Here is a 23,295-nt window from a genome sequence, read left to right as displayed (position 1 = left end):
CCTTACGCGAACATTGGGGATATGTTATCTAAGTAACAGCTCACTGTCTAGATGTTTCCGAGATCCAAGGCACAATGGAGTCATGTCTAACCCCATACGCGTCGTTGGCGCCGTCTTCCACGACGGCGAGCGGTTCCTCGCCTGCCGCAAGAAACCAGGCAAGCCACTGGAAGGCCACTGGGAATTTCCGGGTGGAAAGATCGAGCCTGGTGAAACACCTGAGCAAGCACTAGCGCGAGAAATCCGCGAGGAGCTCAACCTCATCGCCGAGGTCGGCCAGAAAGTGACGACAACAACCTACGAGTACGATTTTGCGACGATTGAGCTAACCACTTTCTACTGCACGCTTGTCGACGGCCGCCTACGCCTGACCGATCACGACGCTACAAAATGGGTTACCTCCACAGAGGCCGCGCATCTGACGTGGGCTCCCGCAGATATCCCGGCAGTAGAAGCTATTGCTTCTAGTCACAGCTAAGGAAAGAAAGATTCTTCCTTTCGTATTTTCCTTCTGCCAGCATTCGGCGGATATTCTCCGCCAAACGCATTACCAATTGCGGATCGGATTCCGCCAACGCTGCGATTTCCTGCGTTGCCTTGCCTCCGTTTGTCGTTTGTCCTTCATAGGAGGGGCGCGCCGAGTAGAGATCAAAGTATTTCCGGCTCACGCCATTGACATTCCTAAATTTAGGACCTGGCTGGAACTCATCTCCATACATGACTCCCCTGGCCAGAAGGTTGGAAACCCGAGATATTTCCTCCTTAGGTCCTTTAGCCGGCCATCCTAAACGGATTCCAATTTCGGCGACCAAAAGAATCTCATCTCGTAGCCATTTTGGACTTCTCAATCCAGTCTCCAGTCAACAGGGATAAAAATTTAGACTGCTGGGATTGCACTTCTTAATCGAGTTCAAAGTCTCTGGGGAATGCGAATAATGAAGATCACTGAAGGGCAACACCGTCTGGAGAAAATTTACTTCGCCAATCCTTGAATCAGCCAATTTGCATACCGAAGCCTTTAGAATTTGGTCATTATGAGTACCAACCCTGACTCTTCCCTACCTTTCGGCGTTTACGAGACCCCTATTACGGCCCGAATTCGTGAACGAATGAACGAAACGCTAAGCCAACATCCTGCTGCAGGATTCGGTATTGGAAGAAGCTCCGATAAAGAGGCTCATGGCCGCTATACCTCGGCGGTTTCACAACATATTGGTTCACTCCTAGAGCGACGGCTATACGGTTTGAAGTCACCCGAAGACCGGGTTGCCCTAATCAATAACATCGCGCTTCTACTGGGCGAAGATGAGGAAATTGATTCCGAAGAACTTCTCTACGCCGTATACAACTCCGGATTGGCGGACCCTCCCTTACTTCCGGATGTTTCACTCACCAAGAGTGCACTATTCACTAACGCCCAAGGAGAATCTAGTTTAACCAGCGAAATCGAGAGAGAAATCAAAACTGCTGATTCGGTTGATCTGCTCTGTGCGTTCATCAAGAACTCCGGCATCAGCGTTCTTGATAGACAACTCGAGTACCTTCGCGATAACGAGATCCCTTTCCGGCTACTCACTTCTACCTACTGCGGTGCGTCCGACGCAGCTGCGCTCGAGCGATTGGTTGAAAAGTATCAGGCCGAAGTAAAGATTTGCTATGAGCACAAATCCACTCGCCTTCATGCCAAAGCTTGGCTATTCCGCCGAAAGTCCGGATTCGATACTGCCTTTATCGGCAGTTCCAACCTTTCCCGATCTGCTCTCGTCGATGGTTGGGAGTGGAATGTCCGCGGGTCCAATACCGCGACTCCTGAAGTAATCGATAAGTTCATCAAGACTTTCGATAGCTACTGGCACGACAGTCATTTCAAGACCTTCGACCCAAATCGCGACATGGAGAGACTCGAGCGGTCTCTTCGCGTTGCCAAGGGTGGCGAAAACTCCGGAGCACTTCGCCAACTGGAGTTATCTGGCCTTGAGGTAACTCCTTACCCCTACCAAGAAGAAATGCTCGAGGCGCTACGCTCAGAGCGTGAGGTAAAAGATCGGCATAGGAACCTCCTGGTTGCTGCTACAGGAACAGGAAAGACGGTAGTTGCCGCATTGGATTACCGGAACCTATGCGAACAATGGAAGCGACGCCCTCGGCTGCTTTTCGTTGCACACCGGAAAGAAATTCTTCAACAAGCCCGCCGGACATTCCAGGAAGTGCTTAAAGATGCGGACTTTGGCGAGCTGCTAGTCGACGGCGCTCAGCCTCGCCGCTGGGACTATGTGTTCGCCAGCGTGCAATCTCTCAGCGCTTCCCGTTTACAAAACCTAAATAGCAACCATTTTGATGTCGTAATAATCGACGAGTTTCATCACGCACAAGCCCCCACTTATAAAGCACTTTTGGACCACCTCCAGCCACAAGAGCTCCTGGGTTTAACGGCAACACCAGAACGTGGTGATGGCGAAAACGTCCAGAAATACTTTGACTATCGCGTAGCTCATGAACTTCGTTTGTGGGATGCATTGCGTCTACAGCTTTTAGTCCCCATGCATTACTACGGGATTGCCGATGGAACGGACCTTTCCTCATTGACATGGAGCCGAGGCAAAAAGGACTACAACACCGAAGAGCTCTCCGAGTTCTACATCAAAGCGGGAGAAAAGCGCACCCGCTTCATTGTTAACGAGCTAAACCGACGCATCTTCGATCTCTCAGAGATGAAAGCTATCGGCTTTTGCGTCACGATTGCCCACGCAGAATATATGGCGCGCCAATTCCAGCAATTTGGAATCCCAGCGCGAGCGGTCACAAGCGATCTCACCGCGACCGATCGTGCTCAGGCCATTAAAGATCTGGAGACTGGCGACGTCAAAGTCCTGTTCTCTGTAGATATATTTAATGAGGGCGTTGATATTCCTGCTGTAAACACCCTTCTTTTGCTCCGCCCGACACAAAGCCCTGTGGTCTTTCTACAACAACTGGGTCGTGGTCTTCGTCTATCTCCGGGCAAGGACTCCTGCGTCATTCTCGATTTCATTGGACAGCAGCATGTCGATTTTGATTTTGAGAGAAAGTTCCATGCCTTAACCCGGAAGCGGGGTAAGCGCTTAGCTGAAGAAATTGAGCAGGGCTTTCCCACCGCCCCACCGGGTTCGCATATTCAATTCGATCAATCGACGACCGAGCAGGTTCTCCGAAACGTCAAGAAGGTCTCACGGAATTCCTTACGCAAAGTGCGTGCATTGCTCTCTGAAATTCGAACCACGAATCTCAAAGAGTTCCTTGAGGATTCGAACCTGCAATTAGAGGATATCTACCGTCCATCCAAATATTCATGGACCCGGCTACTTCGAGAAGAAGGGCTACTACAGCAAAACACGGATGAGACCGAATCATTTCTACTTAACAGAATTCGAGTCTTCCTTCACGTCAACGATCCACACCGAATCGATGCCTATCTGCGCATCCTTTCCACCCCAAGTCTTCACTACGCCGACATGGGGCCATCCGACCAGGCCTTCACCCGAATGCTCGTACTCGGATTCTGGGCGAACTCAAATTCTCCGCACCCTGGTTCCTATGACGCCGCCCTGACGATTTTGCGCCAGCATCCACAAGTTGCTTGGGAGTTGGAGCAGGTTATGCAACTGAGCAGTGACTCCTCGCGCATCGTTCCACAGCATAGCGATAGTTCAGTTTTGGAAACGCATGCGGATTACTCGTTGGCCGAGCTTATTGGTGCTTTAGAGTCAGGAAGCCTTCAGCAGCTTGTAAACCTGCCACGCGAAGGTGTGAAATATTTTCCCGATATCAACACTGATCTTTTCTTGGTGACGTTTCAAAAGGACGAGCAAGTCAGTGCCTCCACGAACTACCGAGACTATCCAATATCACCCGATCTGTTGCACTGGGAATCTCAATCAACAACGACGCTGAAATCAAAGGCGGCTAGGCGATATATCGGTCACCAGGAGCGTGATGGAAAAATTCTCATTGCCTCGCGCTTTACCAAGAAAAACGAAGTAGGGACTGCGAGCGCATATACCTACCTCGGTGCAGTGGATTATGTTTCCCACCATGGGGAAAAGCCAATTCAATTTGAGTGGAAGCTCCAGAGGTCAATGCCCAAGGCTCTTTATGCTGCGGGAAGAACGGTGGCTTAAATCTCCGCTCGAGGAATTGAATTCCTCGTTTTCCTGATACTAGGCAGCACTCTCCCTATAGTGATTAGAAACACAATCAATTGAGAGGGTGCTATGAGCCAGACCAGCGAATCGAATTCCGCCCGGCCTGCAGGGGGCAAGCACGACACAGAATCAACCGACCAGACAAAAGTGAAATGGACCCTGGTCGGTCCGGGGCTAGTTGCGGCAGCAACAGGCGTCGGCGCAGCCGACCTAGTTGCCACCATGATTGCCGGTCAACGCTATGGCTACGCACTCCTTTGGGCGGTCATTATCGGAACAATTATGAAAATTGTGCTGGTCGAAGGCGTCGGTCGGTATAGCCTTGCTACCGGAAACACAATGTTTCATGGCTGGCGCGAGTTGGGACGGTGGACTTCCTGGTATTTTGCCCCTTATATCGTTATTTGGGGTCTTGTCTACGGTGCCGCATCGATGTCCGGCGCTGGTCTCGCCCTTAGCGCTCTTTTCCCAGGTACCAGCCTAGAAATGTGGGCAATTATTGCCGGAATATCCTGCTTTACTCTAACTTGGCTTGGGCGATATCAGCTTTTCGAGAAGCTATCAGCCATCTTGGTCGGAATCATGTTTGTCACCGTGGTGGGTATCGCAGCCATTACGGCTCCGAACCTTCCCGAAGTCATCGGCGGTTTGGTACCGCAGATTCCGGATGGCTCCTTCGTCTACGTGTTGTCCATCGCCGGCGGAGTGGGCGGCACAATCACGCTTGCCGCTTATGGCTACTGGCTGCGAGAAAAGGAATGGTACACGCCAAAATGGATGCAGGTTATGCGCATGGACAATGCAGTGGCTTACGCAGTCACCGGAATTTTTGTCTTGGCCACACTGGCACTGGGCGCCGAACTCCTCTACAGCGCCAACGTCGCGGTCTCCGATAATGATCAGGGTCTCGTTGATATGGCGGACGTTCTCGAGGACCGCTACGGAACGTTCATGTCCAAGTTGTTCATCGTCGGGTTCTTCTCCGCCGCGTTCTCTTCCTGCCTTGGTGTTTGGAACGGTGTATCCCTGATGTTTGCTGACTACATCGGTCACCTCAAAAAGATCCCGCAAGGCGATCCCCGGACCAGTACTGGTGGAAAGTACTACCGCGCTTACCTCATCTGGCTGACCTTCCCACCAATGCTGCTTTTGCTCCTTGGAAAGCCAACCGGACTCATCATCGCCTACGGAGTCCTGGGCGCTTTGTTTATGCCGTTCTTAGGCCTTACGCTTTTAGTCCTGCTGAATACCAAACACACCCCAAAGCAATGGAGAAACGGTTGGATCGTCAACACCTTGATGGCGGTAATTTCCGTTGCCTTCGTTTATCTTTGCGTTTCCCAATTGGCTGAAATTCTCTAACCGAGAACTAGTACCTACTTCTCCTGCGGCACTCGCTTCGGCTTGTTCCCCACCCCGGCGTGCGGGTCGCGGCCGAATGCCCAGGCGATGATGCCGATGAAGGCGATGGCACCGCAGACGGTGAAGGCAAGGGGAAAGCCGGAGGCGTCGGCAAGCAGGCCAATGAGCATGGGGCCCAAGATTTGGCCGAAGTCTCCTGCCATCTGGAAGGTGGACAGCACCTTGCCGCCGGAGCGGTCATTGCCCACGATGTCACCCACCGCGGCCTGCTGGGAGGGGTTGATAAGCCCGGAAGAGGCGCCGGCGAAGGCAGAGACGAGCAGGAGGAACCACACACTGGTGGCCATGCCCATAAGCACCATGAAGATGGCAGATCCTACGAGGCCGATGAGGATAAGTGGTTTGCGGCCGTGGATATCGGACCACTTGCCGGAGAATTGCAACACGATGGCGTTGCCGGCCGCAAAGACTGCGAGCGCCAGGCCGGAGGCGGCCGCGCCATTGTGGAAGATGGAGGCGGCAAAAAGCGGCAGGACGGATACGCGCACGCCCATGTTGATCCAGCTATGGGCAAAGTTGGAGGTCAGCACCGCACGGTAGGCGGTATCGCCCCAGGCCTCCTGCAGGCGCATGGGCGGCAGCTTATCCTTGCTGGCCTGCTTGTGGTTGACGCGGGGCATTTGCCACCAGACGACGAACGCGGCCAGCGCCACGCCCACGCCGTAGATGAAAAACGGCCATCGGAAACCCAGGAAGGACAAGCTGGCACCAAGAACGGGGCCGGCGACGTTACCGAGCAGGAAGGCCGTGGCGTAGGTGGCAGAGCACTTGCCGCGAATCGTCGGCGGGGACATGCGCACGATAAGGCCCATGGCGGAGACGGTGAACATGGTCGAGCCAATGCCGGCCAGGGCGCGCAGGGCCACGATGTGCCAGTAACTTTGCGCAATGGAGACTAGGCCCGTGGTCACCGCGACTGTCATGAGCCCGATGAGATAGACGCGGCGCGAGCCGACGCGATCCACAAGCGAGCCGGACATGGGCGCGAAGATAAGGCGCGAAGCGGCGAAGATGGAGACCACAAGGCCCGCGGCAGCCATGGAGACATCGAAGCTCACCACGAACTGCGGAAGCAGCGGGGCGATGAGGCCATAGCCCAAAGCGATAATAAAGGCGGCGGTAACCATGACCCAGATTTCGCGCGGAATCTTGGGCGCTTCCTCGTGTTCTACTTCCCCACTGCGTGTATTCATCATATCGGCTGCAACTCTAATCCTTGGTGTCAGGGAAAGCCATTTGCGGTTTATGTTCGAACAAACGTTTGTTTGTGGTGGGGTTGTGTCCGCGTTGGGTTCTAGTGTGATGGCCATGCACAACGTACAAAAGAAGTTTCCCCAGCCCACCGCGATGAACCTGCCTCAGTCCGCTTCCGAGATTGCGGCGGACTTGCTCTACCACGAATATGACACCATCAATTCCATCGCTGCCATCATGCACCATCCGCGCTCCCTGGCGCGCCCCACTCCCACCTGGCGCCCACCGATAAAGCAACTGCCGACGCCCGCCGGTGGACCGGGCGGAGAGTATTGCATGAGCATTACCCGCCACCGCGTGGGTGCGCGCGTGAAGGCCCGCGTGCGCGGCTTTGGGCAAGACCGCATTCCTGCCTATCTGATCACCATCCGCATTACCGAGAACTTTGGTCAGCCGGTAGATCCGGCCGTGGCCGAGGGCTGGGTGCGCACGCTCGTGCCGGCAGAGATGGTAGGTGCAGTCCACGAGGTCTCCCGTGGCCCGAATGCCACTTATGTGTGGCTCGTGGATAGCTCCTATCAGCCGGTCCACTCCCCCGAGTCGCTCTTCGCCGGCTTCAGCCAAGCCGCCTAGGCGGTCGCGCGCTGTTGTGTTGACTGCGCAGATGCGTCTGACTCTGCATGCGGGTCAGGCGCGTGGAGCACCTTCCTCATCACCTCGTGGTTGAAGGTCACCGTGTAGTGCCGGGCAATTACCTTTGGCATAAAGCGCAGGACCAAGCAGGCGATGAGGACGGTAAAGACCTTATCCAGAATGTCCGAGGTAAGGCCCTGCAAGATGATGGCCAGGCGCTCGTCTTGGAAAATCATCTCGTAGAACTTGGTGAGGTTTTGTGGCCCCTTGCGTGGGTGACCACTGAAGGAAAAGATGAGTACGTACACGCTCATCACGCCGGAGCCGATGCCTATTCCGAGGCCGGAGAAAATGATCCAGGACAGCTTGTTGAATACCCCGCGGCGAGCCAGCAGGCCTACTGCGGCACCGATAAAGATACCTACGGGCGCAAAGGCGAGATTATAGGCAAAGTACGCTCCGCCCAATACGGTGGTGGTAAGCCCCGTGGCCATGCCGAGCACGGGACCGGCGATGATGGCGACGATGGCGGTGCCGACAGCATCGAAGAACATCGGCACCTGCGTGCGCACCGTCAACGAGCCCAACAGCAGGTTGATGGAGGCGCCGAAGATCGGATACAGGAGGATGCAGTTAGGCACCAGCCCATGCTGCGAGGTATATAGCAGCACCGCGGCCGCTAGGAGGAGGACCCAGACGCTGGCGGTCAGGTAGGACTCGAAAGTCATATTTACCGTGGAGTACACCCCAAAGACGGTGCAAAACCACGCGGCAAGCGAGAGTGCCACGGCTACTACAACAAGGACGTAGCGCCACGTGGTATCGCGGGTCATCGCCATGGTCTTCTCCTCCTCACAGAGCTAGGTTTAGGGCGGATTTCCAGCTGCAGGCTGGGAATGCCCTAAAGCCTAATTGGCGGCGCGGGAAAGTAGCAACACAAAAGGGCCCCTAAAACGGGAAAGGCCCAGCCCGGCCGCGGAAGGCGGCGGGGCTGGGCTATGGGGAGGCGGGGATTATTTTTCGTCGGCTGCGGGGGCGGCGGATTCGTCGTCCAGGTCGGCATCGTCGCCGTCGAAGTAGTCCTCGTCTTCGTCCTCGTCGTCTTCGCCGAAGATGTCGTAGACGTCAGGTTCTTCGTAGTCTTCGTCATCGAAGGAGACGAGCTGTGCTTCCCAGTCCAGGGCCTGTTCGGAGACGAGGCCTAGGACATCAAAGAGGCGATCGAAGTCGGTGTAGGTGCCAAGTTCGAGGGCCTCGGCGGGAACCTCCACGATGGGAACATCATCAAACTCGGCGTTATCAAAGAGGGCGAGGCGGTCAGCCTCGTCGAGGTCCTCATCCTCTTCGTCCACTTCCCAGGCGAGGGCGACTGCCTCATCCTCCATGTCATCGAGATCGTCTTCGTCGAAATCGAAGGCAAGGAAGCGCACGATGGCGGACGGGACACCGTCGATGGTTTCCACGAGCACGCGCAGCTCCGAGTCATTGGCCACTTCGGCCACGACGAGGTGCGGGTTGAGCTCATCTTGGGCGAATTCCAGTTCTGCGATGCGCTCATCGGTGCCCTCCAGCAGGTCCCGCAGGACGGTGACCACCTGATCGGTAGCGATGTGGCGGGAGACCGCCTCCACGGCATCGTCTACAGAGAAGGCGACAGAGACGAGGACTGCCTCGAATTCTTCATCGTCTTCATCAACATCCGCCGCGGCAATGTAGACGTTCGCGGCGGGAAGAAGCGGATCGATTTCAATAAATTGGATTTCCAGATCAGAGGTGATTGGAACGAACATGACGTCATCGTTGACGCGGGACTCGATGCCCTCGGCATCCAAGGCAGAAGCAATATCTTCGAAAAAGCTCATGGTGGTTTAAAATCCATCCTTCGGAAGCAGAGGTTCCCACGGTAGGCAAGCCGCCGCCCGCGGTCACTGTGGAGTCTACCGTTATTCCCACCCGGATGGTTGGAAGCCCAAAGATCTCACCAGCTCCGGGCGCCCACTTCCCCACTCCAACATGTGGTATCCCTCCCAGGCTTGCCGCTTGAGCTCGTGGGGCGCGTGCTCAATATAGGCCTCGGCATCGAAGATCATGGTGGCGCGCTGAGTGGACCCGTAGCGCGGCCAACTCATCTCCGGGCGGCCGCCATGGATGAAGGCAGACCAGTGTTGCTGCATGGTGGCAGTAAGTTCCTCCATCTCCGCGCGCGAGCCCCAATTGGTAAGGAAAGACGCGCGCGAGGAATAAGGGTCACCGAAGACATTGCCCAGCTCCATCGAGTGCATGGCACCGAGGCCCAACCACTTGAGCACGGCAGAGGCGAAGTCGAAGCGATACATCCACGTGGGTGCCACTTTGGCATGGGCGGTGGCGATGCGGGTGGAAGGTGCCCAAAAGAGGGCGTCGGCAAGCAGGTGCGCAAAGTCCTCCCGGGCCACCGCCCCGTCATAGGCGGCGACGACCTCGGGGGCGTGCTGGGGATCGAAGGAAGCCAGGAGGCGCAAGGCGGCGCGCTCGCGGGAGCTTTGGCGCTGGAAGAGGAATTTGCCAAAGCTAGCCTCGTCCGAGTTCGTGCCGATGAGCAGCGGAATCTGGTGCTGGTGCCCGTTTTCAAAGGCGGCGATGGGGTGTTCCGGAATGAGCTCATCATCCACCGTGGGCGCGTAGCAGGAATTGAGGTGAATGAGCTCGCCGGCCCGCCACATCATGGATTGGCCCGAACGCACCAGATCGGCAAAGTTTTCCTGGCGCAGGTCCTCCACCGAGGTACGCCGGGGCAAGGCCATGCGGTGGACCAGCTCGCGCGCCCACAAGGTGGACTGGGCGCGGGAATGGATCATGGCAATCGGCGGGGACTGGGCGATGGCGCGGTGGAAGAGGCCTTCCGCGGCCGGGCTCGTCATGAGGGTGAGCACCGCCGCGCCGCCGGCCGATTCGCCCATGAGGGTGACGGAATCAGGATCACCGCCAAAGGCCGCGATATTGTCGCGCACCCACTGCAGCGCCAGGATCTGATCGGCCACCGCCGGGTTAGCGCTGCAGTCCCCGCCCAGGCTGCGCAGATCCAAGTAGCCCAGGGAATTGAGGCGGAAGTTAATGGATACGTAGACCACGTCCATGCGGGTGGCCAGCTCAAAACCGCGGAGCATGAGCATGTGGGACGAGCCCATAATGAAGCTGCCGCCGTGCAGGTAGACCACCACGGGAAGCTTCTCTTCAGTGCGCGGGCGCACGATGTCGAGGTGCAGGCAGTCCTCAGAGCCGATAATGCGATCGGTCCAGGAATACGTGGGCTGCGGGGCCGGTGGGCCGAACTGGCTGCAATCGCGCACACCCTCCCAGGCCGGTGCGGGCTGCGGCGCGCGGAAGCGGTTGTCCCCGGCGGTGGTATCACCAAACGGGATACCGCGCCAGGTAAGCACCGGCCCGGCGCTAATGGGGCGATCGGTGCGCAGGTCTTCCTCTATAACGCCGCGCACCCACCCGGAGGTAGTGCGCACGGTGAGCTCATCTGCCAGGGCGTTTTGGGCCTCTTCGTGCGCGCGGCGGGCGCGTTCGTGCGCTTGTTTCGCTTTAAGGCGCGCCGCCGCGGAAGACTCCTCCAGAGGGAAACCCTCGGAGTCGCGGTTGTTCTCGTGCGGCGTAACCATACCCACTAGCTTAGGTCGCTTGCACGCCCTCGGCGATCTCATTACGGCGCGGCGGCGCATTAATAGAGCCTTTACTATGCTGGGCGCAGATAAGTTTTAGCGAAAGAGAAGGACACATGGGCTTATTTACTAAAGACAAAAAGGACAACTCCACCGAGGTCGACACCGTCGATACCTATGACATCGATCCGGAAGATACCAACCGCTTTACCTCTGCCCTGCTCAATTCCCTGGACCGCGCAGTGGCCGTGCAGTCCGGTGTCATCATCAAGTACGTCGAGAACCTGAAGAAGCGCAATAAGGACGCGAGCCCGCAGCAGCTGCAGGAGCTCATTGACAAACACTTCCTCAATATCACCTCCGGCACGGGTGCGGCCGCGGGCGCTTCCGCTGCCATCCCAGGTGTTGGCTTGGTAACCGGCGCAGCTACCATCGCCGGCGAATCCGTGGTCTTTTTGGAGGCGACCGCGTGGTACATCTTGGCTTCGGCCTACCTGCATGGCGATGACATCAAGTCCCCCGAGCGCCGCCGCGCCCTTGTACTTTTGGTGCTGACCGGTTCGAAGGGCTCCGCTTTGGTGGATACCTTTGTGGGTGATCTCAATAGCGTGGCGGGCATGCGCTCGGCCGCTAGCCTGTCCCGTTTCTCCGGCCCGACGCTGTCTGGAATCAACGGCCGCCTGACCAAGCTTTTTACCAAGCAGATCACCAAGCGCCTGGAGTGGGCGTGGATCAGCAAGCTCATGCCCATGGGCATCGGCGCCGTGCTCGGCACTACCGCCAACCGCAAGCTGGCCAAGCAGGTCATCGAGCACGCCAGCGAGCAGCTTTCTCCCCTCACCCAAGCCTAGGGGTAGCCGGGAACCGATAAGTGGGGCAATTGATACCCCTAACATAGTGAGTTTAGGGGTATGACCCGTATCATGTAGGCAGACTCTTTGGCGAGTGACGCATGCGCTCGTGCAAAGGCCGCACTAAAGTCGAATAAACGACCATTTTAAAGCAGAGAAATGAGGCGAATACCTGCCGTGAGCACATCGAATATCTTCGGCCCCAATGCGTGGCTGATAGACGAGCAGTTCCAGCAGTACTCCAAGGACCCTAGCTCCGTAGATAAGGAGTGGCGCGACTACTTCGAAGCAAACGGCGCGCCCAAGTCTGAGGCACCTGCCAAGGAAGCCCCGAAGAAGCCGTCTAAGCCTGCCGCGAAGAAGACTGAGGGTACGACTACCGCCCGCAAGCAGGAGGCCCGCGAGACCAACGTGGATAAGTCCGTGGCCAAGGCGCAGGAAAAGTCCGCTAAGGCCAAGCAGTCCGTGAAGAAGTCCGAGTCCCCGCTCGACCGCATCGAAGACTACAAGGGCGGCGAGGAGCACCAGCTCAAGGGCATGTTCAAGGCCATTGCCAAGAACATGGAAGAATCCCTGGAGATTCCTACCGCTACCACCGTGCGCGATATGCCGGTCAAGCTCATGTGGGAAAACCGCTCCATGATCAATGACCACCTCAAGCGCACTCGCGGTGGCAAGATCTCCTTTACCCACATCATCGGCTATGCCATGGTCAAGGCCGTGCAGCTGCACCCAGATATGAACGTGCGCTACGAGGAGAAGGATGGCAAGCCTTATGTCATCCAGCCGGAGCACATTAACCTGGGCCTGGCCATTGACCTGCCGCAGAAGGATGGCTCCCGCGCATTGGTCGTCGCCGCCATCAAGGAGTGCGAGACCAAGTCCTTCTCCGAGTTTGTTGAGGCCTACGAGGACATCGTTACCCGTTCTCGCAAAAACAAGCTCACCATGGATGACTTCTCTGGTGTGACCATTAACCTCACCAACCCAGGCGGCATCGGCACCCGCCACTCCATCGCCCGCCTGACTAAGGGCGCCGGCTCCATCATCGGCGTGGGCTCTATGGATTACCCGGCCGAGTTCGCTGGCGCTTCCGCGGACCGCTTGGCAGACCTGGGCGTCGGCCGCCTGGTTACCCTGACCTCCACCTATGACCACCGCGTCATCCAGGGTGCAGAGTCCGGCGAGTTCTTGCGCACCATTGGCCAGCTGCTTGTCGACGGCGCCTTTTGGGACGACCTCTTCTCCTCCATGGGCGTGCCTTATGAGCCGTTCCGTTGGGCACAGGACGTGCCGAACTCCGGCGTGGACAAGAACACCCGCGTCATGCAGCTCATCGAGTCCTACCGCTCCCGCGGCCACCTGCTGGCCGATACCAACCCGCTGGGCTGGGTACAGCCGGGCCTGCCTAACCCGGACCACCGCGACCTCGACATCGCGACCCACGGCCTGACCATTTGGGATCTGGACCGCACCTTCAACGTCGGTGGCTTTGGTGGCAAGGAGCAGATGACCCTGCGCGAGGTGCTGTCCCGCCTGCGCGCCGCCTACACCTTGAAGGTCGGCTCCGAATACACCCACATCCTGGACCGCGATGAGCGCGGCTGGCTGCAGGACCGCCTGGAGGCGGGCATGCCGAAGCCGACCAACGCGGAGCAGAAGTACATCCTGCAGAAGGTCAATGCCGCAGAAGCATTCGAGAACTTCCTGCAGACCAAGTACGTGGGCCAGAAGCGCTTCTCCCTCGAGGGCGCCGAGACCCTCATCCCGCTGCTGGATTCCATCATTGATACCGCCGCCGGCCAGGATCTGGACGAGGTCGTCATCGGCATGCCGCACCGCGGCCGCCTGAACGTTTTGTTCAATATCGTAGGCAAGCCGCTGGCCGATATCTTCGGCGAGTTTGACGGCAACTACAAGGGCGGTCAGCTCGGCGGCTCTGGTGACGTGAAGTACCACCTGGGTTCCGAGGGCCACCACCTGCAGATGTTTGGCGATGGCGAAATCAAGGTCACCCTTGCCGCCAACCCATCCCACCTCGAGGCCGTCGATCCGGTCATGGAGGGCATCGCCCGCGCTAAGCAGGACATCTTGGACAAGGGCCCAGAGGGCCACACCGTTGTTCCAGTCATGCTCCACGGCGATGCTTCCTTCACCGGCCTGGGCATTGTCCAAGAGACCATCAACCTGTCTCAGCTGCGCGGTTACACTAACGGCGGCACCGTCCACATCGTGGTGAACAACCAGGTGGGCTTCACCACCACCCCGGATTCCGGCCGCTCCACCCACTACGCCACCGACCTGGCCAAGGGCTTCGACTGCCCGGTCTTCCACGTCAACGGCGATGACCCAGAGGCAGTTGTCTGGGTTGGTCAGATGGCAGCCGAGTACCGCCGCCAGTTTGGCAAGGACGTCTTCATTGACCTCATGGTCTACCGCTTGCGCGGTCACAACGAGGCCGACGACCCGTCCATGACCCAGCCGGAGCTCTACTCCGTCATCGACGAGCACAAGGCAGTGCGCGAACACTACACCAACGACCTCATCGGCCGTGGTGACCTTTCCGCCGAGGACGCCGAGGCAGCCGCTCGCGACTTCCACGACCAGATGGAATCCGTCTTTGCTGAGCATAAGGAAGCCGGCAAGGCTCGCCCGAAGGAGCAGACCGGTATCACCTCCTCCCAGGAGCTCACCCGCGGCCTGGACACCTCGATTACCGCCGAGGAACTCGCCGAGCTGGGTGCCGCCTATGGCAACCCACCAGAGGACTTCGAGTACCACAAGCGCGTGGGCAAGGTAGCCAAGGAGCGCGAGAAGTCCTCCCGTGAGGGCGGCATCGACTGGGGCTGGGGCGAGCTCATCGCCTTCGGTTCCCTGGCCGGCGAGGGCAAGGTTGTCCGCTTGGCTGGTGAGGATTCCCGTCGCGGTACCTTCACCCAGCGCCACGCCGTCACCTTCGACCCACGCAACGGCAACGAGTACAACCCGATGCACGCCATCGCCACCTCCAAGGGCAACGGCGGCAAGTTCATGGTTTATAACTCCGCGCTGACCGAGTACGCCGGCATGGGCTTCGAGTACGGCTACACCGTGGGCAACCCAGACGCCCTCGTGGCCTGGGAGGCACAGTTCGGTGACTTCGCCAACGGCGCCCAGACCATCATCGACGAGTACATCTCCTCCGGTGAGGCGAAGTGGGGCCAGCTGTCCAGCCTGGTACTCCTCCTGCCACACGGCTACGAAGGCCAGGGCCCGGACCACTCCTCCGCCCGCATCGAGCGCTACCTGCAGCTGTGCGCTGAGGGTTCCATGACCGTGGCTCAGCCTTCCACCCCGGCTAACCACTTCCACCTGCTGCGCCGCCAGGCACTCGGTGAGATGAAGCGTCCGCTGGTCGTCTTCACCCCGAAGTCCATGCTGCGCAACAAGGCGGCCACCTCCGCCGTGGAAGACTTCACCGAGGTCAAGCGCTTCCAGTCCGTTATCAATGACCCGAACTTCGTTGATGTCTACGGCAAGAAGGTCGGCGATACCGACAAGGTCAAGACCATCATGCTGGTCTCCGGCAAGCTGTACTGGGATCTGGAGAAGAAGCGCGAGGCCGACGGCCGCGATGACATCGCCATCGTCCGCGTGGAGATGCTCCACCCAATTCCGTTCAACCGCCTGCGCGAGGCATTCGAGGCTTACCCGAATGCCACCCAGGTTCGCTTCGTTCAGGACGAGCCGGCCAACCAGGGCCCATGGCCGTTCTACAACGAGCACCTGCGCACCCTGATTCCGGATATGCCGGAGCTGGTACGCGTTTCCCGCCGTGCTCAGTCCTCTACTGCCACCGGTAACGCCAAGGTGCACCAGATTGAGCAGAAGAACCTGCTGGAAGAGGCCTTCGACATCTAGTCGCCTCTACCCCGTTTAAACCCCAGTGAGGACCTCCTCGCTGGGGTTTACTCATGCCGACGTCAGCATTAGTAAAACTTCAGTTCTTGCTTCTGCCGGAGCACTCCCTCGGCGTTCTTGCCCTCTCACGTCTTTTCTCATCTCCGATTCCTTCGCGCTCACCAGCGGAACACTGTTGTCTTGGCGGTCGCTTTCCCATGAGCGCCAAGGGAGCGGGTTAAGAAGTAACGCGCTTACTCGATATGTCCAATCGTGTCGCGGATGCTTGTCACTCAAACCCGGGAGCAATGAAAAGCACTAGCGTCGGTATTCACGAGCCCAGAATGGTTCCATATCGAGTCACACGTGTCCTTGATCCTGTGGAGGTGTTGGTCTGCCGGTTGCTAACCATCAGGAGCTCCAAGTTGCCAACAAGCCCGGGAAACTCACACAAACCTGCCAACGGTCAAATATTAAGAACCAGTGAGATTCGACCCGCCGGAAGAATCGGAGTCGCCTTCTTCATGGGCGATGTCGCCACCGGAGGAATTCATCCAGGAGCGTACGACCTTCTCCGCGCTGGAGTCGTCGTTTTCTACCTCTTCGACCATGTCAGAGAGATCTTTTTGGGTAATGAACTTAGTCAGCGAGGCCACGGCCTGGCGCTCTTCGCGGTCGAAAAGATCGTCTTGATAGAGCACCACGAAATTTTCTGGCAACTCGGGCTCGGCGTCCTCGCAGCCGCTAGCACCGGAAGGCTCGACCGTGGTGGTATCCGTGGGCAAGCTCGACATGAGCGCAATGTGGGTCCGCGCCAGGTAGTCCTCGCCGCCGGGCTCGGAAGCTTTCTGTGCCTTCTTGTAATCCTTAGAAATCGCCCGCGCCTCACCGGGGTTAAGGATATTGAGGAACGCGCCGGTGCAGCCTACATAGAAATTGCCGCCCGGGTTCATGGAACGCCCACCCTTGGTGTCTTGGAAGATGTCTTCCTTCACAATGGATGCCTCGCGGCCTTGCCCCATCAGCTCCTGGCGGAAGATTTCCGCAAGGACAAGCTGGTCGGTCTCATTGGTATCCACCAAAATGCCGATGGGCTCGCTCTGGGGACTCTTGGCAAAAGGGTTGGTATCGAACTGGGAAGAGCAGCCGGTAAGCAGCGTTGCGGACAGCACCACACCGGCAATGGCGCGGGCGGGGCGGGCAAAGCTGCGCATAGCGATACTCTTCTCCTTTTGGTTAGCGGCGCGTGAGCGTCTAGCTGATTCTACACCGAGGGTGTGTTTACCTCCTGTTGCGGCATGACTAAGATGGCAAGGGTTATGTCTAGCGTTATTACTGAATCCGCCGTACGCGAGGCACTCTCCCGCGTCGAAGACCCCGAAATCGGCCGCCCCATCACCGAACTCAACATGGTGAAGTCCGTTACCGTCACCGGTAATGACGTCGCCGTGGAAATTTACCTCACCATCGCTGGCTGCCCCATGAAATCCACCATCGAGTCCAATACCCGCGCTGCGGTAGAGGATATCGAGGGCGTTGGAAACGTCACGGTGACGATGGAAGCCATGAGCGATGAGCAGCGTCGCGAGCTCAAGAAGAAGCTCCGCGGCGGCCAGGCCGAGCCGGAAATCCCGTTTGCAAAGCCGGATTCCACCACTCGCGTTTTCGCGGTGGCCTCCGGCAAGGGCGGCGTGGGCAAATCCTCCATGACCGTCAACCTGGCTGCAGCGCTGGTCCAGAAGGGCCTCAAGGTTGGCATCGTGGACGCCGATATTTACGGCCACTCCGTACCCAACCTGCTGGGCTGCACCGACGGCCCCACCGTGCTCGATGATGAGATGCTGCTGCCGCCGATTTCTCATGGCATTAAGCACATTTCCATCGGTCAGTTTGTGGAGGGTAATGCCCCGGTAGTCTGGCGCGGCCCCATGCTCCACCGCGCGCTACAGCAATTCCTGGCTGACGTTTTCTGGGGCGACCTCGACGTGCTGCTCTTGGATCTGCCTCCGGGCACTGGCGACGTCGCCTTGTCCGTAGCCCAGCTCATCCCGAATGCGGAGCTACTCATTGTCACCACCCCGCAGGCCGCGGCGGCCGAGGTGGCAGAGCGCGCCGGATCCATCTCCCAGCAGACCCGCCAGCGCGTGGCCGGCGTAATTGAAAACATGGGCGCCATGGTGATGCCGGATGGCTCCACCATGGATGTCTTTGGCTCTGGCGGCGGACAGATTGTGGCCGATCGCCTAGGCGTCATCTTGGGCCATGAGGTGCCACTGCTGGCCTCCGTGCCGTTGGATCCCACCCTGCGCAGCGGTGGCGATGCCGGCACACCGATTGTTCTCGATTCCCCCGAGTCCCCCGCCGCCCAACAGATCCAGGCAGTGGCCGATAAGCTGGCCATACGTTCTGATTCCCTGGTGGGCAAAAACCTCAACTTGGGCGTGAACTAGCGCTCTAGGTTACATCGCCCCACAAGCCGCCGCCGGTGGATTCTTGCCCACCGCGTGGCGGCTTTTTCTCTGGCGCGGGCTGCTCCGTTGGCTGGGGCGCTTGAGGGCGTTGCTGAGGCTCTGGCTGCGGCTGCTCGGCATAGACCTGGGAGTAGTCGAAGCTCGGGCGCTGCTGCTGCGGTTGGGACTGCGGCTGCTCCTCCGGCTCCTGTGGAGCGGTAGCGGTCTTGACGTTTTCTGCCATCTTCTTCGGGTTGAAATCGTCCCAGGCGGAATCGTCGCCGTCGAAAAGCGCCTTGGTAATTGCGCCCTTCGGGCCGAGGCGCGTCCACTGTGCGGCTTGGGTGAGCGGGCCGCGGATATCATCGAATTCCGAGGTAATCGAGCCCATCTCGCCATTGAGCTCCGCCTTGGCGTTATTGATGGCCTTGCGCGCCGCGTAAATGGCCGCGCGCACGTCCTTAATCACCTCGGGCATACGCTCCGGGCCGATGACGATGATGCCCAAAACCACGATGACGAAAATCTCGGGCCAACCAATGGAAGAAAACACGGTTAAATACTAGTCCCTCACTCTTAGCCGCGCTGATTGTGCTTGATTGCGCGAACCACCATCTCCACCTTGTCCAAGAAATCCTGCTGCGGCCGGTGCACGGGCGTTGCCGCATCCGGCCCGGGCGCAACCTCTTCGGTGGCAATGCCCGCGAGCTTTGCCAGCAGGGATTGCGGCGCCTTGACCTTAGCGGAATCCGCGCAGTGGCGAACCCACTCTGAGGCATGGCGCTGCTGGTGCACATCCGCGCGGCACTCGGCGCAGTGCACCAAGTGGATGCGCACGCGGTGCATGAATTTCGGCTCCATCTCCCCGTCCACGAAGGCAACGACAGCCTCTGGGCCAAGGTGCCCGATGGTATCGCTGCGCCGCGCCTTGGCTTTCGCCTTATCGCGGGCCTTGGCCTGAACGGCATCGAATCCGCCGCGCACGCTCAGCGTGGACAAGGTTCGGCGTCCCCGCAGCGAGTCCATCGACACCCTCCTCCAGTAGTTGCTTGGCCTTCAGTGACACGGAAAGTCCCCGCCGGCGGCGGGGACTATGCAGTTTCTTTAGAGTTTAGCGCGCGATGGTTTAACGCGTGCGCAGCAGCATGCGGGTTTCCGCATTGGTTTGCGCCTCTTTTTCGAGCGCCGCACGCAGCTGGGAACGGCCACGGTGGATGCGGGAGCGAACCGTACCCATCTTGACGCCGAGGGTCTCCGCAATCTCGTCATAGCTCATACCTACGACATCACACAGCACCACGGCCACGCGGAAATCGGGAGCCAAGCCATCGAGCGCGGATTGCAGCGCCGGGTCCAGGTTGGCCACGGTATAGGCCTGCTCCGGGGTCATATCCGTTCCGGGCACGCGCTCATAATCCTCCGGCAGGGCCTCCATGCGGATCTTGGAGCGATGGCGAACCATGTCCAAGAAGAGGTTGGTGGTAATGCGGTGCAACCAGCCTTCAAACGTACCGGCCTGGTATTTATCCAGGGAACGGAAGACACGCATGAAGGTTTCCTGGGTCAGGTCCTCTGCATCGTGCTGGTTGCCGGAGAGGCGATACGCCAAGCGATAGACGCCATCGGCATGCTCGGCCACTAGGTCACCCCAGGCTGGCATGTCGGCTTCGCCGGCATCGAACGCCGCGGTACCGGTCAACTCCGCCTCAGGGGTGGCGGGCTGAAGGGATTCGGCATCGCGCTTCGTTGTTGTCATGCATGTCATCTTTCTACACTTCATGGTGAAACTCCAGCCACAGTGCTGATAATTTCCTGTGAGTCCGTCACATTATCCCCACCCACCACAACCTCGCTGGCTAGGCGCGTTTTTGCCACATCGGCGGACACTTTTCCCTAAGGTCTATTACGTGACTACTACCGCATATGAAGCACTGCGTTCCTATATCGAGACCACCAGCGAGCCCTCCGCGGCCCTGCGTGGCGCGCGCGACCACGCCGATGAGTACGGTCTGCCGGTTCCAGATGAATCTACGGGCCAGCTGCTCACCACGCTGACGGCCGCCTCCGCCGGTTCCACCGAACGCCCCCAGTCCGTAGCGATCACCCCGGCCGCCAATGTGGTGGGCCTCTACCTGCTTGCTGGCATGCCCGATAATGGCATCTTGACCTGCATTGACCCCGAGGCGGAGCACCAGCGCAGTGCCAAGACCGCCTTCCGCGAGGCGGGCTATGCGCCCTCGCGCGGCCGCTTCCTGCCGTCTCGCCCGCTCGAAGTCATGGGCCGCCTGGCTAATGACGCCTACCAGGTCATCTACGCCGACGTCGCCGCGCTCGAGCTCCCCGCCATCATCAAGGCCGCGTGGCCACTGCTGCACCAGGGCGGCACCCTGGTCCTGGCTAATTCTTTGCTCGATGGCACGCTTGCCGACGTCTCCCGGACCGACCGCGACACCGCCGCCGCCCGCGAAGCAGACGAGTACCTGCGCGAGCTCGAGGGCGCAAACGTCACCCGCTTGCCGCTGGGGTCCGGGCTCACGCTCGTGACGAAGCTCTAGACCTTCTGGTTTTTGCCGACGACAACCACGCCGCCGTCAGAAACCTTGAAGCGCTCCTCGTCGCGCTCGCGGTCCACACCGATAATTGCGCCATCGCTGACGACGACGTTCTTATCGAGGATTGCGCGGCGCACCACCGCGCCACGGCCGATGCGCACGCCCGGCAGGATGACCGATCCTTCGACCGTGGCGCCATCGGCCACGTGGACATCAGACGCCAGCACCGAATTGCGCACCGTGCCGCCAGAGACGATGCAGCCCGGCGCCACCATCGAGGACTGCGCGATGCCATTTTGCACGAACTTCGCCGGCGGGAAATTGGAATCATCCGTGGAGTGAATCGGCCAATTCCGGTTATAGAGGTTGAAGATCGGGTGCACCGAAATCATGTCCATGTGCGCTTCATAGAAGGAATCGATGGTGCCCACGTCGCGCCAGTAGCCGTGATCGCGCTCGGTAGATCCCGGCACCTCATTGGCCATGAAGTCATAGACATGCGCCTGCCCGCGCTCCACAAAGTACGGAATGATATCGCCGCCCATATCGTGGGCGGAGTCCTCGTTCTTTTCGTCCTCCAAGAGGGCGTCAATAAGCGCCTGCGCCGTAAAGACATAGTTGCCCATCGAGGCATAGCTCATATTCGGATCATCCGGCGTGGCCGGTGGGTCCGCCGGCTTTTCCACGAACTCCGTGATGGTTCCCATGCCATCGGCCTGGATGCATCCGAACGCCGTGGCCTCCGAGCGCGGCACGCGAATGCCGGCCACCGAGCAATCCAGCCCCGTGGCGATGTGCTCTTCTACCATCTGCGCCGGATCCATGCGGTAGACGTGGTCTGCGCCGAAGACGATGACGTAATCCGGTTTCTCGTCATAGATGAGGTTAAGCGACTGCACAATGGCATCCGCCGAACCGTTGTACCACCGCTTGCCGCGGCGCTGCTGGGCAGGCACCGAGGCAATGTACTGCGGCGTCGGCCCCGCCAAGTTCCATGCCTGGGAAATGTGGCGGTCCAGGGAGTGGGACTTGTACTGGGTCAGCACCGCAATCTTGAGGTAGCCGGCATTGACCAGATTGGACAGGACAAAGTCAATGAGGCGGTAGGAACCTCCGAAAGGCACGGCGGGTTTGGCGCGGTCTTCGGTCAGGGGAAAAAGGCGCTTTCCCTCGCCGCCGGCGAGGACGATGGCTAGGACATTTGGCAGGCTTCTCACGTTTTCAAACCTATCCGCAAATCCCACATTTCGCAGCAGATATATGCACATTTCTACCCCCATCCCGTATTTCTGCACGCGGCACCAGAGATACGTATTCTGGGTGGGCATGAGAGCCGGAATCTTTTCCAAGGAATACCCGCCGGAAATCTACGGCGGAGCCGGAGTTCACGTAGCTGAACTCACCCGTTTTATGCGCGATATCATCGATGTCTCCGTGCACTGCATGGGCTCGCCGCGCGAAGAAAAGGACGTTTTTGTGCACGGCGTGGACCCCGCACTCGAGGGTGCCAATGGCGCGCTCAAGACCTTGTCCACCGGGCTGCGCATGGCCGATGCCGCCTCCGATATCGACATCGCCCATTCCCACACGTGGTACACGGGTCTCGCCGGCCACCTCTCCGCCCAGCTCTACGATATTCCGCATGTGGTCACCGCCCACTCGCTGGAGCCGCACCGCCCGTGGAAGCGCGAGCAGCTCGGCGGCGGCTATGACGTCTCCTCGTGGTCCGAGAAGAACGCCATGGAATATGCCGACGCCGTCATCGCCGTCTCCGCCGGCATGAAGGACTCCATCCTGGATGCCTACCCGCGGATCGACGCCTCCAAGGTCCACGTCGTCCTCAACGGCATCGACACCGAGCTGTGGCAGCCGCGAGAGGGAGATGTGTTGGACAAGCTGGGCGTCGATAAGCAACGCCCCATCGTTGCCTTCGTTGGCCGAATTACCCGGCAAAAGGGCGTGAAGCACCTGCTGCAGGCGGCGCAGAAATTCGACCCGGATATCCAGCTGGTGCTGTGCGCCGGCGCGCCCGATACGCCCGAAATCGCGGCGGAGACCGAGGCGCTGGTGGAGGAACTGCGTGCCCAGCGCGATGGCATTTTCTGGGTCAAGGACATGCTCCCGCGCAATGAGGTCCAGCAGATTTACTCCGGTGCGGATGTGTTTGTCTGCCCCTCCATCTACGAGCCGCTCGGCATCGTCAACCTGGAAGCTATGGCCTGCGGCACGGCCGTTGTCGCCTCCAACGTAGGCGGCATTCCGGAGGTTGTGGTCGATGGCGAGACCGGTGTGCTGGTGCCTTACGACGCCGCCGCTACCGCCGCCTTCGAAGCCGACCTCGCCGCCGCCGTCAATGACGTCGCCGCCGATAAAGAGCGCGCCGCCAATTTTGGCCGCGCCGGCCGCGAGCGCGCCATCCGTGATTTCTCTTGGGCTACCATTGCCGCCCAGACCGTCGATATTTACCGCAGCTTGATTTAAGGAAG

The 23,295-nt window shown here is 59.1% G+C and carries 19 protein-coding genes; 9 read left to right on the top strand and 10 right to left on the bottom strand.

What is annotated here, in order from left to right:
• Positions 1-82: 82 nt before the first annotated feature.
• Positions 83-478 carry a (deoxy)nucleoside triphosphate pyrophosphohydrolase gene (locus tag MHK00_RS02695; RefSeq protein ID WP_005327558.1) on the top strand — a complete coding sequence of 132 codons (396 nt, stop codon included), beginning with the start codon at positions 83-85 and terminating at the stop codon, positions 476-478.
• Here MHK00_RS02695 and MHK00_RS02690 read toward each other — a convergent pair.
• Positions 465-719, bottom strand: coding sequence for a hypothetical protein (locus tag MHK00_RS02690; protein ID WP_244262086.1), 255 nt, complete (start codon positions 717-719; stop codon positions 465-467). The two genes, MHK00_RS02695 and MHK00_RS02690, sit on opposite strands and share 14 nt — an antisense overlap.
• A gap of 315 nt (positions 720-1,034) precedes the next feature.
• On the opposite strand from MHK00_RS02690, the gene MHK00_RS02685 reads away from it, so the two are divergent.
• Both MHK00_RS02685 and MHK00_RS02680 read left to right on the top strand, forming a co-directional pair.
• Positions 1,035-4,157 carry a DEAD/DEAH box helicase gene (locus tag MHK00_RS02685; protein ID WP_250410291.1) on the top strand — a complete coding sequence of 1,041 codons (3,123 nt, stop codon included), beginning with the start codon at positions 1,035-1,037 and terminating at the stop codon, positions 4,155-4,157.
• A gap of 93 nt (positions 4,158-4,250) precedes the next feature.
• Positions 4,251-5,543 carry an Nramp family divalent metal transporter gene (locus MHK00_RS02680; protein ID WP_250410289.1) on the top strand — a complete coding sequence of 431 codons (1,293 nt, stop codon included), beginning with the start codon at positions 4,251-4,253 and terminating at the stop codon, positions 5,541-5,543.
• A gap of 14 nt (positions 5,544-5,557) precedes the next feature.
• On the opposite strand, the gene MHK00_RS02675 is transcribed toward MHK00_RS02680, so the two are convergent.
• Positions 5,558-6,799: an MFS transporter gene (locus MHK00_RS02675; RefSeq protein WP_250410288.1), complete on the bottom strand. Its 1,242-nt coding sequence runs from the start codon at positions 6,797-6,799 to the stop codon at positions 5,558-5,560.
• Positions 6,800-6,911: 112 nt separating this feature from the next.
• On the opposite strand from MHK00_RS02675, the gene MHK00_RS02670 reads away from it, so the two are divergent.
• Complete coding sequence (locus tag MHK00_RS02670; RefSeq protein WP_239191617.1) at positions 6,912-7,430, top strand: hypothetical protein; 519 nt, start codon at positions 6,912-6,914, stop codon at positions 7,428-7,430.
• Here MHK00_RS02670 and MHK00_RS02665 read toward each other — a convergent pair.
• The 3 genes from MHK00_RS02665 to MHK00_RS02655 all read right to left on the bottom strand — a co-directional run bounded on the left by MHK00_RS02665 (position 7,427) and on the right by MHK00_RS02655 (position 11,077).
• Positions 7,427-8,269, bottom strand: a complete 843-nt coding sequence (locus tag MHK00_RS02665) for an ECF transporter S component (RefSeq protein ID WP_005323496.1) — start codon at positions 8,267-8,269, stop codon at positions 7,427-7,429. The genes MHK00_RS02670 and MHK00_RS02665 overlap by 4 nt on opposite strands.
• Positions 8,270-8,443: 174 nt before the next feature.
• Positions 8,444-9,292 (bottom strand): DNA primase, encoded by an 849-nt coding sequence (locus MHK00_RS02660; protein ID WP_250410286.1) that lies wholly within the window; start codon positions 9,290-9,292, stop codon positions 8,444-8,446.
• Between the two features lie 81 nt (positions 9,293-9,373).
• Entirely contained in the window at positions 9,374-11,077 is a 1,704-nt protein-coding gene (locus tag MHK00_RS02655) for a carboxylesterase/lipase family protein (RefSeq protein ID WP_200435146.1), read from the bottom strand.
• Between the two features lie 116 nt (positions 11,078-11,193).
• Between MHK00_RS02655 and MHK00_RS02650 the strand changes: the two genes are divergently transcribed.
• Together MHK00_RS02650 and MHK00_RS02645 are read left to right on the top strand one after the other, a co-directional pair.
• Positions 11,194-11,928 carry a hypothetical protein gene (locus tag MHK00_RS02650; protein WP_250410284.1) on the top strand — a complete coding sequence of 245 codons (735 nt, stop codon included), beginning with the start codon at positions 11,194-11,196 and terminating at the stop codon, positions 11,926-11,928.
• Positions 11,929-12,105: 177 nt separating this feature from the next.
• Entirely contained in the window at positions 12,106-15,828 is a 3,723-nt protein-coding gene (locus tag MHK00_RS02645; protein WP_436232061.1) for a multifunctional oxoglutarate decarboxylase/oxoglutarate dehydrogenase thiamine pyrophosphate-binding subunit/dihydrolipoyllysine-residue succinyltransferase subunit, read from the top strand.
• Between the two features lie 452 nt (positions 15,829-16,280).
• Here the strand turns inward: MHK00_RS02645 and MHK00_RS02640 are convergent, their stop codons facing one another.
• The gene (locus MHK00_RS02640; protein ID WP_250410280.1) at positions 16,281-17,021 is read right to left on the bottom strand and encodes a hypothetical protein; all 741 of its coding nucleotides are present in this window, start codon (positions 17,019-17,021) and stop codon (positions 16,281-16,283) included.
• A 105-nt stretch (positions 17,022-17,126) separates the two neighbouring features.
• On the opposite strand from MHK00_RS02640, the gene MHK00_RS02635 reads away from it, so the two are divergent.
• Positions 17,127-18,257: an Mrp/NBP35 family ATP-binding protein gene (locus MHK00_RS02635; RefSeq protein WP_040425048.1), complete on the top strand. Its 1,131-nt coding sequence runs from the start codon at positions 17,127-17,129 to the stop codon at positions 18,255-18,257.
• A 4-nt stretch (positions 18,258-18,261) separates the two neighbouring features.
• Here the strand turns inward: MHK00_RS02635 and MHK00_RS02630 are convergent, their stop codons facing one another.
• From MHK00_RS02630 to sigE, 3 genes are all read right to left on the bottom strand, one after another.
• On the bottom strand, positions 18,262-18,810 hold the full coding sequence (locus MHK00_RS02630) for a twin-arginine translocase TatA/TatE family subunit (RefSeq protein WP_250410279.1): 549 nt from the start codon (positions 18,808-18,810) through the stop codon (positions 18,262-18,264).
• A gap of 23 nt (positions 18,811-18,833) precedes the next feature.
• Positions 18,834-19,283 carry an anti-sigma factor family protein gene (locus MHK00_RS02625; RefSeq protein WP_250410277.1) on the bottom strand — a complete coding sequence of 150 codons (450 nt, stop codon included), beginning with the start codon at positions 19,281-19,283 and terminating at the stop codon, positions 18,834-18,836.
• A 100-nt stretch (positions 19,284-19,383) separates the two neighbouring features.
• The gene (sigE, locus tag MHK00_RS02620; protein ID WP_005323510.1) at positions 19,384-20,013 is read right to left on the bottom strand and encodes an RNA polymerase sigma factor SigE; all 630 of its coding nucleotides are present in this window, start codon (positions 20,011-20,013) and stop codon (positions 19,384-19,386) included.
• 151 nt (positions 20,014-20,164) lie between these two features.
• Between sigE and MHK00_RS02615 the strand changes: the two genes are divergently transcribed.
• On the top strand, positions 20,165-20,812 hold the full coding sequence (locus tag MHK00_RS02615; RefSeq protein ID WP_225747145.1) for an O-methyltransferase: 648 nt from the start codon (positions 20,165-20,167) through the stop codon (positions 20,810-20,812).
• Here MHK00_RS02615 and glgC read toward each other — a convergent pair.
• Positions 20,809-22,026 carry a glucose-1-phosphate adenylyltransferase gene (gene glgC, locus MHK00_RS02610; protein ID WP_204609533.1) on the bottom strand — a complete coding sequence of 406 codons (1,218 nt, stop codon included), beginning with the start codon at positions 22,024-22,026 and terminating at the stop codon, positions 20,809-20,811. The two genes, MHK00_RS02615 and glgC, sit on opposite strands and share 4 nt — an antisense overlap.
• Positions 22,027-22,135: 109 nt before the next feature.
• Here glgC and glgA point away from each other — a divergent pair, with 109 nt between their 5' ends.
• On the top strand, positions 22,136-23,290 hold the full coding sequence (gene glgA, locus MHK00_RS02605) for a glycogen synthase (RefSeq protein ID WP_250410275.1): 1,155 nt from the start codon (positions 22,136-22,138) through the stop codon (positions 23,288-23,290).
• The last annotated feature ends 5 nt before the right edge of the window (positions 23,291-23,295 follow it).

Origin of the sequence: Corynebacterium tuberculostearicum (assembly GCF_022347385.1) — a bacterium.
Taxonomy (GTDB): domain Bacteria; phylum Actinomycetota; class Actinomycetes; order Mycobacteriales; family Mycobacteriaceae; genus Corynebacterium; species Corynebacterium tuberculostearicum_M.
The sequence above is the reverse complement of the archived record's forward strand: the minus strand, read 5'-3'. Positions and strand labels throughout refer to the sequence as shown.

Excerpts from the sequence above, each read along its gene's own strand:
- MHK00_RS02695 (WP_005327558.1), top strand. The coding sequence starts at position 83 with ATGTCTAACCCCATACGCGTCGTTGGCGCCGTCTTCCACGACGGCGAG.
- MHK00_RS02690 (WP_244262086.1), bottom strand. The coding sequence starts at position 719 with ATGTATGGAGATGAGTTCCAGCCAGGTCCTAAATTTAGGAATGTCAAT.
- MHK00_RS02685 (WP_250410291.1), top strand. The coding sequence starts at position 1,035 with ATGAGTACCAACCCTGACTCTTCCCTACCTTTCGGCGTTTACGAGACC.
- MHK00_RS02680 (WP_250410289.1), top strand. The coding sequence starts at position 4,251 with ATGAGCCAGACCAGCGAATCGAATTCCGCCCGGCCTGCAGGGGGCAAG.
- MHK00_RS02675 (WP_250410288.1), bottom strand. The coding sequence starts at position 6,799 with ATGATGAATACACGCAGTGGGGAAGTAGAACACGAGGAAGCGCCCAAG.
- MHK00_RS02670 (WP_239191617.1), top strand. The coding sequence starts at position 6,912 with ATGCACAACGTACAAAAGAAGTTTCCCCAGCCCACCGCGATGAACCTG.
- MHK00_RS02665 (WP_005323496.1), bottom strand. The coding sequence starts at position 8,269 with ATGGCGATGACCCGCGATACCACGTGGCGCTACGTCCTTGTTGTAGTA.
- MHK00_RS02660 (WP_250410286.1), bottom strand. The coding sequence starts at position 9,292 with ATGAGCTTTTTCGAAGATATTGCTTCTGCCTTGGATGCCGAGGGCATC.
- MHK00_RS02655 (WP_200435146.1), bottom strand. The coding sequence starts at position 11,077 with ATGGTTACGCCGCACGAGAACAACCGCGACTCCGAGGGTTTCCCTCTG.
- MHK00_RS02650 (WP_250410284.1), top strand. The coding sequence starts at position 11,194 with ATGGGCTTATTTACTAAAGACAAAAAGGACAACTCCACCGAGGTCGAC.
- MHK00_RS02640 (WP_250410280.1), bottom strand. The coding sequence starts at position 17,021 with ATGCGCAGCTTTGCCCGCCCCGCCCGCGCCATTGCCGGTGTGGTGCTG.
- MHK00_RS02635 (WP_040425048.1), top strand. The coding sequence starts at position 17,127 with ATGTCTAGCGTTATTACTGAATCCGCCGTACGCGAGGCACTCTCCCGC.
- MHK00_RS02625 (WP_250410277.1), bottom strand. The coding sequence starts at position 19,283 with ATGGACTCGCTGCGGGGACGCCGAACCTTGTCCACGCTGAGCGTGCGC.
- sigE (WP_005323510.1), bottom strand. The coding sequence starts at position 20,013 with ATGACAACAACGAAGCGCGATGCCGAATCCCTTCAGCCCGCCACCCCT.
- glgA (WP_250410275.1), top strand. The coding sequence starts at position 22,136 with ATGAGAGCCGGAATCTTTTCCAAGGAATACCCGCCGGAAATCTACGGC.